Origin of the sequence: Paenibacillus sp. V4I7, assembly GCF_030817275.1 — a bacterium.
In the GTDB taxonomy this organism is placed as follows: Bacteria; Bacillota; Bacilli; order Paenibacillales; family NBRC-103111; genus Paenibacillus_E.
The window spans coordinates 4,088,776-4,104,588 of sequence record NZ_JAUSZD010000002.1 but is presented as its reverse complement, the minus strand read 5'-3'; the positions used below and the strand labels follow the sequence as shown (position 1 = coordinate 4,104,588).

Annotated in this window: 16 protein-coding genes; 12 read left to right on the top strand and 4 right to left on the bottom strand. The window is 44.7% G+C overall.

Features of this window, described 5'->3' with window-relative positions; translation table 11 throughout:
* Positions 1-190: 190 nt before the first annotated feature.
* The gene (locus QFZ80_RS20155) at positions 191-796 is read right to left on the bottom strand and encodes a LysE/ArgO family amino acid transporter (protein ID WP_307554797.1); all 606 of its coding nucleotides are present in this window, start codon (positions 794-796) and stop codon (positions 191-193) included.
* Between the two features lie 130 nt (positions 797-926).
* On the opposite strand from QFZ80_RS20155, the gene QFZ80_RS20150 reads away from it, so the two are divergent.
* Both QFZ80_RS20150 and fosM read left to right on the top strand, forming a co-directional pair.
* Positions 927-2,384 (top strand): aminotransferase-like domain-containing protein, encoded by a 1,458-nt coding sequence (locus QFZ80_RS20150; RefSeq protein WP_307554799.1) that lies wholly within the window; start codon positions 927-929, stop codon positions 2,382-2,384.
* Positions 2,385-2,400: 16 nt separating this feature from the next.
* Positions 2,401-2,826: a FosM family fosfomycin resistance protein gene (gene fosM, locus QFZ80_RS20145; RefSeq protein WP_307554801.1), complete on the top strand. Its 426-nt coding sequence runs from the start codon at positions 2,401-2,403 to the stop codon at positions 2,824-2,826.
* A gap of 547 nt (positions 2,827-3,373) precedes the next feature.
* On the opposite strand, the gene QFZ80_RS20140 is transcribed toward fosM, so the two are convergent.
* On the bottom strand, positions 3,374-3,718 hold the full coding sequence (locus QFZ80_RS20140; RefSeq protein ID WP_307554803.1) for a DUF1904 family protein: 345 nt from the start codon (positions 3,716-3,718) through the stop codon (positions 3,374-3,376).
* A 174-nt stretch (positions 3,719-3,892) separates the two neighbouring features.
* Here QFZ80_RS20140 and QFZ80_RS20135 point away from each other — a divergent pair, with 174 nt between their 5' ends.
* A complete protein-coding gene (locus QFZ80_RS20135) occupies positions 3,893-4,798 on the top strand; it encodes an aminoglycoside phosphotransferase family protein (RefSeq protein ID WP_307554804.1) in 906 nt (301 codons plus the stop codon).
* A gap of 98 nt (positions 4,799-4,896) precedes the next feature.
* Here the strand turns inward: QFZ80_RS20135 and uraA are convergent, their stop codons facing one another.
* Positions 4,897-6,168, bottom strand: a complete 1,272-nt coding sequence (uraA, locus tag QFZ80_RS20130; RefSeq protein ID WP_307554807.1) for a uracil permease — start codon at positions 6,166-6,168, stop codon at positions 4,897-4,899.
* Positions 6,169-6,343: 175 nt separating this feature from the next.
* Here uraA and QFZ80_RS20125 point away from each other — a divergent pair, with 175 nt between their 5' ends.
* From QFZ80_RS20125 to QFZ80_RS20105, 5 genes are all read left to right on the top strand, one after another.
* Positions 6,344-7,699, top strand: a complete 1,356-nt coding sequence (locus tag QFZ80_RS20125) for a TrkH family potassium uptake protein (RefSeq protein ID WP_307554809.1) — start codon at positions 6,344-6,346, stop codon at positions 7,697-7,699.
* A 72-nt stretch (positions 7,700-7,771) separates the two neighbouring features.
* The gene (locus QFZ80_RS20120) at positions 7,772-8,080 is read left to right on the top strand and encodes a hypothetical protein (RefSeq protein ID WP_307560667.1); all 309 of its coding nucleotides are present in this window, start codon (positions 7,772-7,774) and stop codon (positions 8,078-8,080) included.
* 2 nt (positions 8,081-8,082) lie between these two features.
* Positions 8,083-8,844, top strand: coding sequence for an endonuclease/exonuclease/phosphatase family protein (locus tag QFZ80_RS20115; protein ID WP_307554814.1), 762 nt, complete (start codon positions 8,083-8,085; stop codon positions 8,842-8,844).
* Positions 8,845-9,038: 194 nt separating this feature from the next.
* Complete coding sequence (locus QFZ80_RS20110) at positions 9,039-9,944, top strand: DUF3221 domain-containing protein (RefSeq protein WP_307554816.1); 906 nt, start codon at positions 9,039-9,041, stop codon at positions 9,942-9,944.
* 25 nt (positions 9,945-9,969) lie between these two features.
* On the top strand, positions 9,970-10,215 hold the full coding sequence (locus QFZ80_RS20105; RefSeq protein WP_307554817.1) for a helix-hairpin-helix domain-containing protein: 246 nt from the start codon (positions 9,970-9,972) through the stop codon (positions 10,213-10,215).
* A 46-nt stretch (positions 10,216-10,261) separates the two neighbouring features.
* Here QFZ80_RS20105 and QFZ80_RS20100 read toward each other — a convergent pair whose 3' ends face one another.
* Positions 10,262-11,266, bottom strand: coding sequence for a LacI family DNA-binding transcriptional regulator (locus tag QFZ80_RS20100; protein ID WP_307560665.1), 1,005 nt, complete (start codon positions 11,264-11,266; stop codon positions 10,262-10,264).
* A 324-nt stretch (positions 11,267-11,590) separates the two neighbouring features.
* Here QFZ80_RS20100 and QFZ80_RS20095 point away from each other — a divergent pair, with 324 nt between their 5' ends.
* The 4 genes from QFZ80_RS20095 (at position 11,591) to QFZ80_RS20080 (ending at position 15,734) form a co-directional block, all read left to right on the top strand.
* Positions 11,591-11,824, top strand: coding sequence for an ABC transporter permease family protein (locus tag QFZ80_RS20095; protein WP_307560663.1), 234 nt, complete (start codon positions 11,591-11,593; stop codon positions 11,822-11,824).
* A 13-nt stretch (positions 11,825-11,837) separates the two neighbouring features.
* Positions 11,838-12,152, top strand: a complete 315-nt coding sequence (locus QFZ80_RS20090) for an ABC transporter permease subunit (protein WP_307560661.1) — start codon at positions 11,838-11,840, stop codon at positions 12,150-12,152.
* A gap of 49 nt (positions 12,153-12,201) precedes the next feature.
* A complete protein-coding gene (locus QFZ80_RS20085; RefSeq protein ID WP_307560658.1) occupies positions 12,202-14,829 on the top strand; it encodes a GH116 family glycosyl-hydrolase in 2,628 nt (875 codons plus the stop codon).
* 71 nt (positions 14,830-14,900) lie between these two features.
* Positions 14,901-15,734 carry a nucleotidyltransferase domain-containing protein gene (locus QFZ80_RS20080; RefSeq protein WP_307560656.1) on the top strand — a complete coding sequence of 278 codons (834 nt, stop codon included), beginning with the start codon at positions 14,901-14,903 and terminating at the stop codon, positions 15,732-15,734.
* Positions 15,735-15,813: the final 79 nt, after the last annotated feature.

Below are 15,813 nucleotides of genomic sequence, written 5' to 3'. Positions count from 1 at the left end.
CAGGTATGCCATTGTTTTTAGTTTTTTTTGTAGTTTTTTTAGATATTTGGTTGGAATGAAACAAATAATGAGCAGGTGTCGGGGGACAGCCTGCTCATTATTTGAACGAAAGTATTTTAATGAGTACGAAAAATTTGCTCCAGGTGATGCTCTAAGTAAGGGTGATTTTATTGTTATTCCTCCATACCTTTTAAATGAATTGCATACCCATATATACAGCAACAGCCCATATCATACAAGCAGAAACCTTGTTTAATTTGGTAATGAATAGACCTTGAGGATCCCGCTTACCCACTAGGCGTCCTGCGAACGCTAAACCGAAGAACCAGAGCCAGGAGACTAGAATAACGCAGACAGTGAACGCCAATTTTTCTCCGGCAACATAATGTAAGGAATTTGTACCGATAACTCCAATCGTATCCAGTATAGCGTGGGGATTCATTAACGATACGGAGGCTGCAAACAGGATTTGTTTTTTTGGTTCGTTTTCCCGTTGTGAGGTCATCGAACCAGGTTTACTTTTCCAGAGTACCCATCCCATATAAAACAAGAAAAAGAATCCAAATCCATAGAGCGCTGCTTGAAGCCAAGCGAAGGTTAATACGACGAAAGAGACCCCTAAAACAGCTAATAAAATTAGGATCGTGTCACAAATCGACGCCGTGAGGATGACAGGCAGTGCTCTAAGGTAAGATGGCCCACGGGCACCTTGGTTGAATACGAAAACATTTTGTACCCCTACAGGCAGGATGAGCCCACAACCCAAAATAAGCCCATGTAAAACAGTTTCCAGCAAAACGATCTCCCCCATCTATAAGACTATTCTTCACTAGTATAGAGCAAATCAATCGAATGTCTCCCTCCAAATGGATGGCGTATCACCCAACCAAATGTTATAGTAGAACTCGTTAGGAGAGGATCATTGCATGGACTGGAAACCGGACTTAGCGTCGGAAACCCCTTTATATAGTCAGATTAAAGATTTTATTAAAAACAAAATATCGCTAGGCGAATGGGCGGTTGGGACCAAAATTCCCTCGCAGCGTGCATTGGCTGAACGCTTTAACGTCAATCGAAGTACGGTTGTGACCGCGCTGAGCGATTTGATAGCTGAGGGGTTATTGGAGGGCAACACCAAAGGGGGGACTAGAGTTATCAATAACTCTTGGAACCTTTTAGCGGCTTCGCCTCCCCCAGACTGGAGCTCTTATGTGCAAGCTGGTACTTATTATCCAAACCAGCCTGCCATACAGCACATTAATCGTGCGGAATTTCAAGATGGCATTATCCGTTTGGGAACTGGAGAGCTTTCCCCTGAGCTGCTTCCTTCTGAACAAATGAAAAAGATTTTTGAAAATAGTTCATTGAATCTTTTCTCATTGGGCTATGAAGAACCTAAAGGAAATCAGTATTTGAGGGAACAGATAGCTGCTTACTTGCAAGGAATTGGCGTTCAAACGTCGCCCTCCAACATCCTTATCGTATCGGGCTCGCTCCAAGCGTTACAGCTCATATCTATCGGACTACTGCAGCGAGGTTCCTCCATCCTTCTGGAAAAGCCATCCTATCTGTATTCGGTCCATGTGTTTCAATCTAGTGCAATTAAGCTAGTTGGTCTACCTATGGATGAAGAGGGCATTCAGACGAATCAGATTAGCCGTTACAAAGAAGGCTATAACGCATCGCTGCTCTATACCATTCCTACTTTTCATAATCCTACCAGTACGTTGATGTCAGAGCCGAGACGTCAAGCGCTGATGAGAATCTGCGCGGATGAGGGACTCCCAATCATTGAAGACGATGCGTACAGGGAGCTTTGGTTTGAAACCCCGCCACCTCCGCCATTGAAGGCTAGGGATCCCAATGCGCTGGTCCTTTATTTGGGGAGTTTGTCGAAGACTTTAAGTCCTGGACTACGAATTGGTTGGGTGGTTGCCCCAGAGCCTGTTATTGAACGATTGGCTGATATCAAAATGCAGAACGATTACGGCTCGAGCTCGGTATCCCAATGGGCAGCAGCCGAATGGCTTGGTAGAGGTTTATATCAAGAGCATCTTGTCTATGTTAGAGAGCAGCTTAAAATAAGACGGGATCTAACTGTTCAGTTGTTGAAGACCAATTTTACGGAGATTGCATCATGGTCAGTGCCGGCAGGTGGTTTCTACATTTGGGTTCACCTCAACGTGGATGTCCCCATGCAGATGCTGTTTGAGCGTGCTTTGAAAGCAGGGATTTTGCTGAATCCGGGTTCAATTTATGATAGAAATGCAGGAAGTTACTTGCGTATTTCCTATGCCTATGCCAAGCATCATGAGCTTGAATGGGGTATTATGCATTTGGCGGAGATGATTAAAGAGTTAGCTGGGGTCATAAAAAATAAATAAACTCCGAGGTGATCATGTGTCTATTAAAGGTCTGAATCATTTATTATTTTCTGTTTCTAATTTAGAGAATTCGATTTCGTTTTATCAACAAGTTTTTGATGCTAAGCTGTTAGTTAAAGGAAGAAGTACGGCCTATTTTGATCTGAATGGCATGTGGCTTGCCCTGAATGTAGAATCAGATATTCCACGTAATGAAATAAACCATTCCTACACACACATTGCTTTTTCAATTGAGGAAGCCGACTTTGATGATCTGTATGAGAAGCTAAAGAAATTGCATGTTAACATCCTTCCTGGGCGTCCAAGAGACGAGAAAGATAAGAGGTCTATTTACTTCACAGACCCAGATGGTCATAAGTTCGAATTTCATACGGGTACTTTACAGGACAGATTAGATTATTATAAACAGGAAAAAACACATATGGAGTTTAACGATGAATAAATATTTCTAATTTAGAATGCAAAAAGCAAAGACCAGAAGGACTCGATCATTTTTAACAATAATCGGCTTCACGAGATGTTCGGCGGCTACGAAATAGATTGGAGCTATCCATGCAATCTGATTATTTGGAAAGCATAGGTCGGGAGGGACGTTAAATCCTATCTGTACGCATAGTATCATTTAGAACAATAGAGAATTTTAGCGGAATTCTGGAACATGAAGTGGCTGTGCAAAAAGTCGCCGAAGATGTGAGATAGGTCCTTTAAGACAAAACAAGGGGCTGTCCCAAGTCATAAATGACTGCGGAGCAGCCTATCTGCAGGAGCTTCACCGCTATTCACGTTCGAACCTACCCGACGGATCATGGGGTATCTGAGGACAATCAACGGGATATGATCCATTGGTTGAGTTCTAATAAGCTATTACTTCATAATTATAATCTACTCTTGAAGATAATTTTTTTGTTGACTTAGGCCGTTGGTAGATGTGCTAAATAGAGAAAAGGCACGCTAAGCGTGCCTTTTCTTTCTTTTTTCACGCCATATCGTCATGTTATTAAGAAAGGTTCTGAATGATTGGTGATTAAAGGTTGTCCTTCTTTATAGTACAAATGAGGGGATAGCAGGATAAAAAAGATATGAACATCGCGAAAGCCGTGCTCACATAAAATCGTATAGAGTTCTTTAACAATGTTATCATGCAATTCCTGATCTCTAGGGAACATATATATTTCTAAGGATAGGGGAGAATTATTTAATTGTTCCACAAGAAGAAGTTCGATTTTTATTTTTTCTTGCACAACGCCCGTTAACTTCGAAAATTGTTGGATGATGGTGCTTGAAATCGAGGAAATGAAATCCTTTTGAAAACCTTTAAATCTGAGAAAAGGCATATGGGTTCCTTCTTTGCAAAATGGTTAGCGAATTTAATTATTTTAATAAAAAATAAGCGTAAAAACAAATCCTATATTAGATGAAACCATTCTCATATATAGATAAGTACCTAATCTGAACGATATATCTTATAATGAGATCGATCGTACTGTCATATTGTGGGGGTAAAGATAATGAGTAGCTTACCAGAACAATTCGTTCAAACATTAAGAGATGTTCATAAGGGTAAAGCTGAAATATGGTTGAGAGATTTTGATAGGCTTATTTATGATTGCGAGAAGCGTTGGCAAATGAAAATATTGCCCCCGTTTGATTTATCTTTTAATTTTGTGGCTCCTGCCATACGGAAAGATGGAACTGAAGTTGTGATAAAACTCGTCATCCCAGGCGATGAATTTGTATCTGAAGTTGATGCCCTTACACTTTTTAATGGGAATGGCATTGTTAAAATCATTGATGTTGATATCGCAAAAGGGATTCTTATTCTTGAACGATTAATTCCTGGGAAAACATTAGCCTCAATAGAAAATGAGGAGGAAGCTGCACAAATAGCCTCGCAAGTAATGAAGAAACTATGGATTCCTGTACCATCTAATTCATCTAGTATTCCTACAACTATGCATATGGAAGAGAAATTAATTCATATTTTCAAGAAAAATAGAGAAGGTCTTGGTCCTATAACAAAGGAAATACTGCAAGAAGCAGTGGACACTTATAGATCAATGAACGCTATGCCGGATACACCATTTTTACTTCATGGCGATTTGCATCATTACAATATTCTGACGGCTGCAAGGGAACCTTGGTTAGCGATTGATCCTAAAGGGTTGATTGGCGACAGAGAATACGATGTCATTCAATATTTATTAAATAAATTGCCTAATGGAGATTCAACTCATGTTATTGAGAAGCGTATTGATAAATTTGTAAAAGAGTTGAATTTAGACAAAAAAAGAATGTTATCGTGGGGGTTTGCACATTCTGTTCTTGCAACCTGTTGGACAGTTCAGGAGGATGGTCGTTATAACGAGCCTTTTTTTGATGCCATCCATATTTTTAAGCGGTTGAAGCAGATATAGCGAAGACAGGACAGCGTTTAATTTATTATCATATTTAAAAAATGGCTATCCCCGGGTCTGTTAAGACTTAGGGGATAGCCATTCTTTATACGATTTGATCATTTGTCGTTAGATAGCTTGAAAACCTCTAACAGCTTGAAGAACATGCTAAGCAAAATGGCAACTATGGTGGCCAGTGCCATACCCTTAAGTTCAAAATGCCCTAATCTCAGCGTTGCTCCGCTAAGGCCAATGACAAGTACAACGGTAGTTAGAATCAGATTGACCGGTTTGGAATAATCGACTTTGGTTTCCACCAGCATACGGACCCCCGAAGCAGCGATGATACCGAACAGCAGCAAGGAAACGCCTCCCATGACAGGTGTTGGTATGGTTTGAATCAATGCTGAGATTTTCCCGACAAAGGAGAGCACAATCGCTAGGATCGCTGCTCCTCCGATAACCCACACAGAATATACGCGGCTAATTGCCATGACACCAATGTTTTCACCATAAGTTGTATTTGGCGTTGAGCCTACTAAAGAGGACAGTATGGTAGAGATGCCATTTCCAAGTAAGGATCTACTAAGTCCAGGGTCTTTTGATAAATCTTTTCCTACCATATTCCCGGTAACAATCAAGTGGCCAATATGCTCAGCAATGACAACTAAAGCAGCAGGAGCGATGATTAAAATACTCGCCAGATCGAATGTTGGGCTGTAGAAAGTAGGGAGTCTGAACCACTGGGCACCTCCAAATGTTTCGCTTACATGCACCAAACCAAGCAATGCTGCAAGTAGGTAACCGGCAACGATAGCTGCCAAAATCGGAATGACCTTCAAAAGTCCACGGAAGACAACGGAACCTATTACTCCTACCATCAATGTAAAAATAGAAACCGATATAACGATAGGATTGGGAACCCAGGCTTCTTTTAAATTAGCTGGCGGAATAATGCCTGCCATAGTGGCGGCTGTAGGTACTAACTCTAGACCAATAACGGCAACGATCGCTCCCATCGCAGCAGGTGGAAATACGACGTCAATCCAGCGTGTCCCCACGACACGAATTAACAACGCTATGATCGTAAAAATCAATCCGACGACCAGAAATCCGCCTAACGCTGAACTATATCCTTTGGAAGCGATGACGACGAAAACGGGGGAGAGGAAGGCGAAGCTTGACCCCAAAAATGCGGGGATCTTTCCTTTTGTGATGAAAATATAAAGCAAAGTGCCTAACCCATTCATCAACAGAATCGTAGCTGGATCGACATTAAACAAAATAGGGACCAGCACGGTGGAGCCAAACATTGCAAATAAATGCTGTAAACTAAGGGGAATACTTTCACCTATGGAGGGGCGTTCATCTACTTGAATAATACGAGACACGGTTGGAACTCCCTTCTTAAACTTATCGTACGATATCTTATCATAATTCGGATGAAAAAAAGAAATAAATGATCAAAAATTCGATAAGGCCATGCCATCTTGTTAATGCTGCCTTTACTTTGTTTCTGTCAGATTATACAATAATCGGACAATCCTATGCTTATGGAGCCTTCATATGTTAAATTATTCAAAGAAAAAATTCCGCTGGGGTCCACCTCAAGTAATGGCGATCGGATTCGTAATAATGATCCTCATAGGTGCCGTCCTACTTTGGCTGCCTATCTCCTATGTTGGCGAAGCCAGATTAACATTTATTGACGCCGTATTTATGTCGACTTCCGCTACTTGTGTTACCGGGCTGTCTGTGATCAATACAGGAGCGCATTTATCGGCCTTTGGGGAGATTGTTATTATTGTGCTAGTCCAAATTGGCGGTCTCGGCTTCATGACGATGTCTACACTAATTGCACTCGTACTACGCCGCCGTATTTCTTTTCAGGAACGTCTCATCTTACAGGAAGCGATGAACCATGATTCAACGGAAGGTATAGTCCGTCTTATTCGCAAGGTGTTGATCTATGCGCTATATATTGAGCTGGCAGGCGCGCTGTTATTCGCACTTCGATGGTCATTTGAAATGCCGATCGGCCAAGCATTGTACTTCGGTGTTTTTCATAGCATCTCGATATTCAACAACGCGGGATTCGATCTGTTTGGCGGTTTACCTAATAGAATGGGAAGTCTCATGCATTATGTAGAAGACCCGTACATCAATATCGTCTCGATGTTGCTTATCATTTTAGGCGGAATCGGATTTATCGTTATCTCTGACTTGCTTACGTACCCTAAGAATAAAAAACTAACGCTGCACAGCAAGGTTGTCCTTAGCGCCTCTGCGGTTCTGATATTGGTAGGCACACTGGTCATCTTTGTGTTTGAGTACTCGAATTCCCTTACACTTCAGCCATTGTCCACCTTAGGTAAAACGCTCAGCGCGATGCTGCAATCCGTGTCATCACGTTCAGCGGGCGTGAATTCGGTCGATATCGCTTCGATGCGGCAGGCTACGCAATTTTTTATCATTATCATGATGTTTATCGGTGCCGCGCCTGGTTCCTCTGGTGGGGGGATTAAGGTGACAACCTTCGTAATCCTTGTCGGAGCGGTTTACGCAATGGTTCGAGGCAGGGAAGAAATTGTACTATTCCATCGAAGAATTTCGAAGGATCGGATTTATAAAGCTATTACATTTACTTTGCTCTCCTTTATCTTAATTGTACTTTCGACAATGATCCTCTCGATCACCGAGAACTTCCCATTCTTGGGCATTTTGTTCGAGGTAACTTCGGCGTATGCTACCGCGGGAATGTCGGTTGGATTAACGTCGCAGCTCTCGGGATTCGGTAAGGTGTTTATCATCATGTTAATGTTTGTCGGACGTCTTGGTCCCGTCACATTGGCCTATACCTTGTCGCCGTTGCCGAAAAAAGAGACGTATCGTTACCCCGAGGGGAAGATCACGATCGGCTAATAGTAAAGGTGTTCATCTTCACTCGTTGGGCAACCTGCTTATACCTTTGAACCTGGAAGCCACGATATTACGGTGTCGGCCACAGACTTGGCAGGGAACACCAGTAACGTCACATTTACGTTCCAAGTTTCCGTGACTTATGACGGGGTGAGCGAACTCATTCGTCAATTCATGGCGGACGATCAGGGGATTGCAAGTGAGCTATGCAGTAAGTTTCTGAATGCGCAGGAAGCGGAGAAGCGAGGTAATCAAAAGGCAAAGGAAGGTATGCTCCATGCTTTCCTTAACGAAGTGGACGCCCTAAATGGCAAAAAAATGACGACAGAACAAGCACAAATTCTTAAGAAGTTGGCAGGTTATTGTAACCCTATTGGAGGATAACCATGGATATAACCGTGATGACGTTTAACCTGCGGGTTAATGTCAAACAGGATGGCGACAATGCATGGCCGAATCGTATCAATGAAGCGGCTGAGGCCATAAAAAAAGCAGAAGCAGCGATTGTTTGCACGCAGGAGGGAACGCATGCTATGCTGCAGGATCTGCAGGAGCTGCTATCGGATTATGCTTGGCTTGGTGATGGCCGTCAGGGAGGGAACGAAGACGAGCATTGTGCTATCTTCTATCATCGCGGCTTGCTGAAGCCAGTCGAGAGCGGGAACTTCGGTCTATCCGAATATCCTGAAAGGCTCGGTTACTTGAGCTGGAACACTGGTTGTCCGCGTATATGCACATGGGTACGGCTTAGGCAGCAAGACGGACAGGAGTGGTTCGTGTTCAATACTCACTTGGATCATAAAAGTGAGGAAGCCAGAACGAACGGCATCCAGCTTATTGTAGAACGAATCCGCTCCATGAGCGGCCGAGACGGAATTCCGGCAGTGTTGACTGGTGATTTTAACTGTAGCCCAAGCAGCAAAGTGATCGAAATTCTGACCCAAGCGGGGCTTTGTGACGCTTACGACGCGAACGATAAAGTAGGCAGCACCTGGCATGACTTTAACGGCGGCGACACGGGAGAGCCGATAGATTACATTTTCGTGACGCCCGAAATTCAAGTGACTTCAATCAACGTCGACCGAAGTATGTACAACGGTCGTTATCCGTCAGACCATTATCCTGTCGTGGCGAGTGTACGATTGTAGCATGGAACAGCTATAGCAGCTATACTTGCCAATAAAACTTAACCCGCAGCCTGTTGCTGTGGGTTTTTTTTGTGCCATTCAGAAGGGCAGTATAACGAAACTATGATTAGCTTTAACGCGTCTAATAGTTACAAAATCATGAAAGGATACCTGTCAAATAGTAACTATCCTACTCTTGAATAAGGAGGCGTGTCGTGCGGAAAGAGATGAGGTTGTTCGGTGTAGTTGTTTGTATAATAGTTGTAGCGATGTTATTTTCAAGTTGTGGGAAATCGAATCTCCTGAACAGAGGTGAGGGAGCTGAGCCATCCAAGACTCCTGGAAAGGTGGCATCTATATCTAAACAGGAGTTGGAAAAGTATGTGAATCAGCTCCCCTCATTGAAAAACGTATTTGAAAGCCACCATGTGAAGTTCCAGTCATCATACAGCAACGAAAACGAAGGTTTCCTAGAAATCCGTCGAATTGGCGATCATTCTAAGTTGATGTCTGAGGATGAGGAAGCCGGGCTCAGACAATCGATCTATAAGGCGGTCGGTGGCGAGTTTCCACTGAACATTTCGGTATACACAATTGGAGATCAACCAGGATTGACTGGCAAAATCACTGCAATCGATGAAAAGGGTCGGTTTCTGGTTGTGTCATCCAATAAATTCTTAGACAAAGAAAAGAAAATGCCTGACGCTGCGTGGTACACGATGTCGGACGATGCGAACATGGAGTTTGAAGGGAAGCTAATCCATGCGAGGGACGTAAGAATCGGCTCTATAGTCAAGGTTTGGAGCGAAGGCTTGATGTTGACGAGTTACCCAGGGCAAACAACGGGACTACGCCTTGAAATAATGACAAGAGACAATGGAATAGGCGATGCAAGAGGTAATGTCACGGGATTAGAGAAAACGGGTGAAGGCGTTAACACAGAACGAACAATCGAAGTTGATGGTGTAAAGCATCGACTGCTCCCAATTACACAAGTGTGGATGAATGATAAAAATGCGGACATTTCCGACATCAAAATGGGAGAAAGCGTAAAGATTTGGTTTGCAGGATACGAAATTGGGCCGGAGAAAATCGTGACACAGGTTGTCATTGAACGTTAATGGGAGAAAATAAGGAGGACTTAAGATGCCTAAACACAAAAGCATTGAACCTAATCATGTGGAAATTGCCGACGAGCAGAAGTCTGACCTTCCGAAGTTAAGCAATCCAGGTCGTCGAGCACTCGCAAGTGCTGGATACTTGCGGCTAGAGCAGTTCACCAAGCTCACCGAGTCCGAGATATTGAAGCTTCATGGAATGGGACCAAAGGCTCTGGAGCAGATCCGTCAAGCTCTTGCCACCAAAGGCCAATCGTTCGCCGATGGCTCTTAAAGCTATTCAGGTTGACCACTCATGTTGCGCTGAAAAAGACAGAGACTTATAAATCTCTGTCCAGCGTGACGGATTCTCCCTGAAGGACATGATGAGTGATAAGTGTCTCGGCAGGAACCTCGTCATTGTTAATTTGGCTAATTAAGATGTCGGCGAGTTTCGTGCCGATTTCATTCACATTATAGTCCACTGTTGTTAGTGCGGGATTAATGTATTTTAATACATGAATGTTATCGAAACCCATGAGGCCAATTTGTTCGGGTACTCGGATTTTGCGGGATTTCAACCATTTCAGAACCTCAAGTGCGTACACGTCACTAGAGCATAAGATCGCACTCTTGCTGTCCGTTTTCTCTATCAATTGCTCCAACTCAGCCAAATAATTTTTCTGTGCGATGACGTTATGCCGCATATCTGAGATCTCATCACATGCCTCGATAAAACCAAGGTATCGTTGTTCGGGCACATAAATATTCTCTTTCCCCTTTCGCATTAGAGGCGGGCTTAAGTAGATCAAGTACCGATAGCCTTGACTGGAGAGAAAGGCGACAGAGTCTCTGATCGCTTGCTTGTCGTCGATCCAAACATAAGGAAAAGGGCCTGAAAGGCGATTGCCGAATGTTACGATAGGTGTCCGCGAACGTGTCAAAAGAGATTCAAATTTTTTGTTGAAATTGGTCGGCAGCAATGCGATTCCGTCGACTCTACGATCTAACAAGTTGTTGATATACTCTAGTTCTAGGTCCTTGTCACGATTAGAAAGGACAAGATAGACGATATAACCCCGTTTCCTAGCTTCGGCTTCGAATGCGTGGAATAGCTGGGAGAAAATCTGATTATGAATGTCAAACAGCACGATACCTAACGTTTTTGTATGCCCTTTGACAAGGCTTTGTGCTAGAAAATGGGGGCGGTAGCCGAGCTCCTCTGCGACCCGCAGTATTTTCACACGAGTTTCCGAATTAATACCGGGACGGTTGTTTAACGCCCGATCCACCGTTCCCCGTGTAACTCCGCACAGCTCGGCGATTTGTTTACTTGTAATGTTCATGCGGCCTCCGTGAGAATGGGATCTAGTGGTCTAATCGTAGCTTAACAGAGCGGGTTGGTCAATACCCGTGCTCGTGAACGATGCAGGGAAGAGTAGGTATAGGAAAGATGAACTAATTTGTAATAAAAGCGTTTACAAACTTGGGGGCATTTGATAAGATAAGGTCGTTCACGTGCACGATTTACGTAATTGAAGCTCATATTGTTAATTTGCCACTCATATGCAGGAACGGTGGCGAGGGGGACGCCCCTATCGGTAATTGTATCTTCGTAACAAATTTTTTTAGCTTTTTCCGTTCACGTGCACGGAGTGTTCATCTCAAGCATGGCGGCTTTTGCCTTCTCTCGTATTGCTTTTCCGGGACGCAACGTCCTATTTCTCGTCTTTCTTTCCGGACTTATGATCCCAGGGCAGGTAACGATCATTCCTCAGTTCATTCTGATGTCGAAGTTAGGTTTGGTCGATACGCACTTGACGCTCATTTTGCCAGGCCTTATCAACCCGTTCGGAATATTCATGATTCGGCAAACTATGATGACCCATATCCTATTCCTATGACGAAGCCGCTTATATGGACGGTGCTAGCCGATTATGGGTTTTCCTTAAAGTCATCCTTCCCATGTCGTTTCCGGCGGTTGCCGTTACCTCGGTCATAAGTTTCATCGCGCATTGGAACGATTTTTTCCGCCCATTAATTTTTCTGAATTCCTTCGAAAAAATGACGCTGCCGATCGGTATGACGGCATTAACCGGAGCGTTCGGGACGGGGAATTTGTCTGCTATTCTGGCAGGGGTGACATTGTCGCTTATCGTTCCGCTGCTCTTTTACATTTTCGGACAAAAATACTTGCTAGATGGCATTACGGCGGGGGGTCTTAAACTATGAGGCCTGCCAGGATTCATGAAATCAGTTAGGAACTTGAGGAGGCTAAGATATGAGCAACAATATACTAAACCAACAGTTTCGTATGGACAAAGATTTTATGTATACAGGAACCAAAACGAGCCAAATCTCTTTTCCGCTTGGCGGGATTGGAACGGGTAGTATCGGTCTCGCCGGCAACGGACGTCTGATAGATTGGGAAATTTTCAACCGGCCCAACAAGCTGAGCTTTAACGGATTCTCATTCTTTGCCGTAAAGGCGGAATGCAAGGGTGAGGTCAAACTAACCAAAGTGCTCAATGGGGATTTACAAACACCGTACACAGGAGAAGGGAAAGGGAAATTCGAGGGTTATGGGTACGGACCTAGACGGGAAAACATGGCCGGCTTTCCTCACTTTACAAACACATCGTTCCAAGGACAATTCCCATTCGCAGAAATGACGTTCGACGATGCGGATGACCCGATCACGGTCAAACTGACAGCCTTCAATCCGTTTATTCCTCTGAATGATCGGGATTCCTCTATACCTTGTGCCATTTTCGAGTATGAGGTGACGAATCGGTCAACGGATGAGTTGGAGATCAGTGTGGTCGGCAATGTGTCAAATCCGTTTCGTCAAGGGGCTGTCAATGAAGCGGTGGAATTCGGCGGAAGACGAGCCATCCGTATGTCATCCACACAGTATGAAGTGGACGAAGCGGAATTCGGCGATCTGACGTTGATGACTGACAATGATGACGTCAGCTATCAATCATATTGGTATCGTGGTGGATGGTTCGATAACTTGACCGTATTCTGGAAGGATTTCCGTCAGCCAGGCCGCTTTCAGGAACGAAGTTACGAAGGACCGCGTGAACTGGATGCGAAGAGGCTGCATGAAAAGCATCAGGATGTTGGCCTGCTGAGCGGGCATCACACGGTAGCAGCTGGTGGGAAGGCAAGATTCCGTTTCGTGCTTTCCTGGAACTTTCCGAATTGCGTAAACTTCTGGAATCCAGGCAGTGGGGATGATAGCGGGCGGCAACCTTCTTGGAAAAACTACTACTCGACGCTGTTCCGTGACTCCACAGATTCGGCAAATTACATCATGGAACACTATGATCGATTGAACAAGGAGACTCGGTTGTTCCAAGAAACGCTGTTCTATTCTACACTTCCCGACACTGTGATTGACGCTATTAGCAGCAACATTTCGATCCTGAAATCGCCTACAGTGCTGCGTTTGACTGATGGGACACTTTACGGTTTCGAGGGCGTTCATACGAACGAAGGCTCGTGTGAAGGTTCCTGCACACATGTATGGAATTACGAGCAGGCGACAGCCTTCTTGTTCCCGGCACTTGCCCGTTCGATGCGAAACATCGAGTACAAACATGCCCAGTTTGAGAATGGAAAAATGGCGTTCCGCCTCATGCTGCCCGCCGAGCGAACGACTCGTGATAACACGTTCAGGGCGGCTGCTGACGGTCAGATGGGAGGCGTGATTAAGTCCTATAGGGAATGGAAAATTTCAGGCGATACGGAATGGCTGCGCTCGATATGGCCGAATATTCGTAAAGCTCTCGAATATGCCTGGGATCCTACAAACGAAGACCAATGGGATGCAGACAAGGACGGTGTCATGGAAGGTCGCCAGCATCATACGCTGGACATGGAATTGTTCGGCCCCAATTCATGGCTGACGAGCATGTACTTGACTGCGTTGAAGGCGGCAGCAGAGATGGCGGGAACTCTTGGTGAACAGGAGAAAGTGGCAGAGTATGAAGGGCTTTACGCAAACGGGTCCGCTTGGACGAACGAGCATTTGTTCAATGGTCGGTACTTCCATCAATTAGTCGATCTCAAAGACCGATCTGTCCTCGAAAAATATGACGCGGAAGAAGTGTACTGGAATGATGAGGCAGGAGAGCATAAGTATCAGATTGGTGAAGGCTGCGGCATAGATCAAGTACTCGGACAATGGTTTGCTCATCTTGTAGGCCTCGGCTATGTCCTTGATCCTGTGAAAGTGAAACGAGCGGTCCAATCGATTTATGACAATAATTACATCGAGAATTTAGGCGATTATCCAAACGCCTGCCGTATCTATGGATTAAATGACGAGTCCGGACTCATGATCTGTACTTGGCCTGACGATAACTGCCCGACCGTGCCGGTTCCTTATGCAGATGAATGTATGAATGGGTTCGAATATCAGGCTGCTTGCCATATGATCTATGAAGGGCTCGTAACAGAAGGGCTAAGCGCCGTTAAGTCTATTCGAGACAGATATGATGGAGAGCGTCGCAATCCATGGAACGAGTTCGAATGCGGCAGCAATTATGCCCGTTCCATGGCGTCGTATGGGCTGCTTCTTGCTCTTAGCGGTTTCGAATATGATATGGTAAGTGGACATATCGGCTTTAGCCCGAAATGGCAGGCTCAAGATTTCCGTTGTTTCTGGAGCTTGAACGACGGTTGGGGCGAGTTCCGCTGCAGTGATGAACAGATGGAGTTAGAGGTATTGATGGGGGAACTAAGTCTATCCAGCTTTGGAAGTGGACTGTTAGTTGGGCGAGTCGTGAAGAGTGTCATGATTGGCGGTAAAAGCGTCTCTTTCGAACAGTCAGAGGGAAATCTGATATGGAAAGATAAAATAGTTATTGAACCGCAAATCATACTTGTCCTACACTTTTAATAATATGTGTCGGAGCTGGCCATTCATCTTGTTGTTGGGCTGGCTTTCATATGGAATGGAGGCTATGGAACATGGATGCAAACGATGTAATTGAATCCGTTGTTGGACAATTACGCAATGTCCCGGGAATTGGGGCAGTTGTGTTGGGCGGATCTCGGGCCTGTGGGACAGAAACACCGGAATCCGACATTGACATTGGACTCTACTACCGATCTGGATACCCGATCAATACGGATGCTCTTGATAGATTAGCATCGACGCTAGACGACGAACGACGTAGTGGTCTAATTACGCCGCTAGGCGGATGGGGACCCTGGATTAACGGCGGCGGCTGGTTAAAGGTGGGAGGTTATTCATTAGATCTCCTCTACCGCGATACAGAGATTGTAACTGGCTTGATCAACGATTGCCGCCAAGGTCGAATCGACATCCATTATCAGCCAGGGCACCCTCATGGATTTTGCACATCCATTTACATGGGAGAAGCGGCGTATTGCCGACCTCTCTGGGATCCGGATGGCATAGTCGCTGAGATGAAGACGTTGACAGAGCAGTATCCGGATCCCCTTCGGCAAGCGACAGTCTCGAAGTTTATGTGGGAAGCTGAATTTTCCGTATCGAATGCCAAAAAAGCATTGAGCCGTAAGGATGTATCTTATGCGGCAGGTCATCTTTTTCGGACCGTAAGTTGTTTGACTCAAGTGTTGTTTGCATGCAATGGGGTTTATCTTCTGAACGAAAAAGGGGCAGTAGCTCAGTGCAGTCGTTTTCAATTGGCTCCAATTGCTTTCGAGTCACGCGTTCAGGAAGGCTTCGCCTGTTTGACAGCTGAGCGTTCTGATTTGTCCAAGGCAATTGGCCTATTTGACGCGCTAGTTCGTGAAACGGCAGAGATTGCTTCATAAACGAGGTGTTTTTTCAAGAAGGAAGGGGCTTAAAGTGGACTGTCCTTTGCAATCGATAAAAACAAAAAATGAGAAGGCA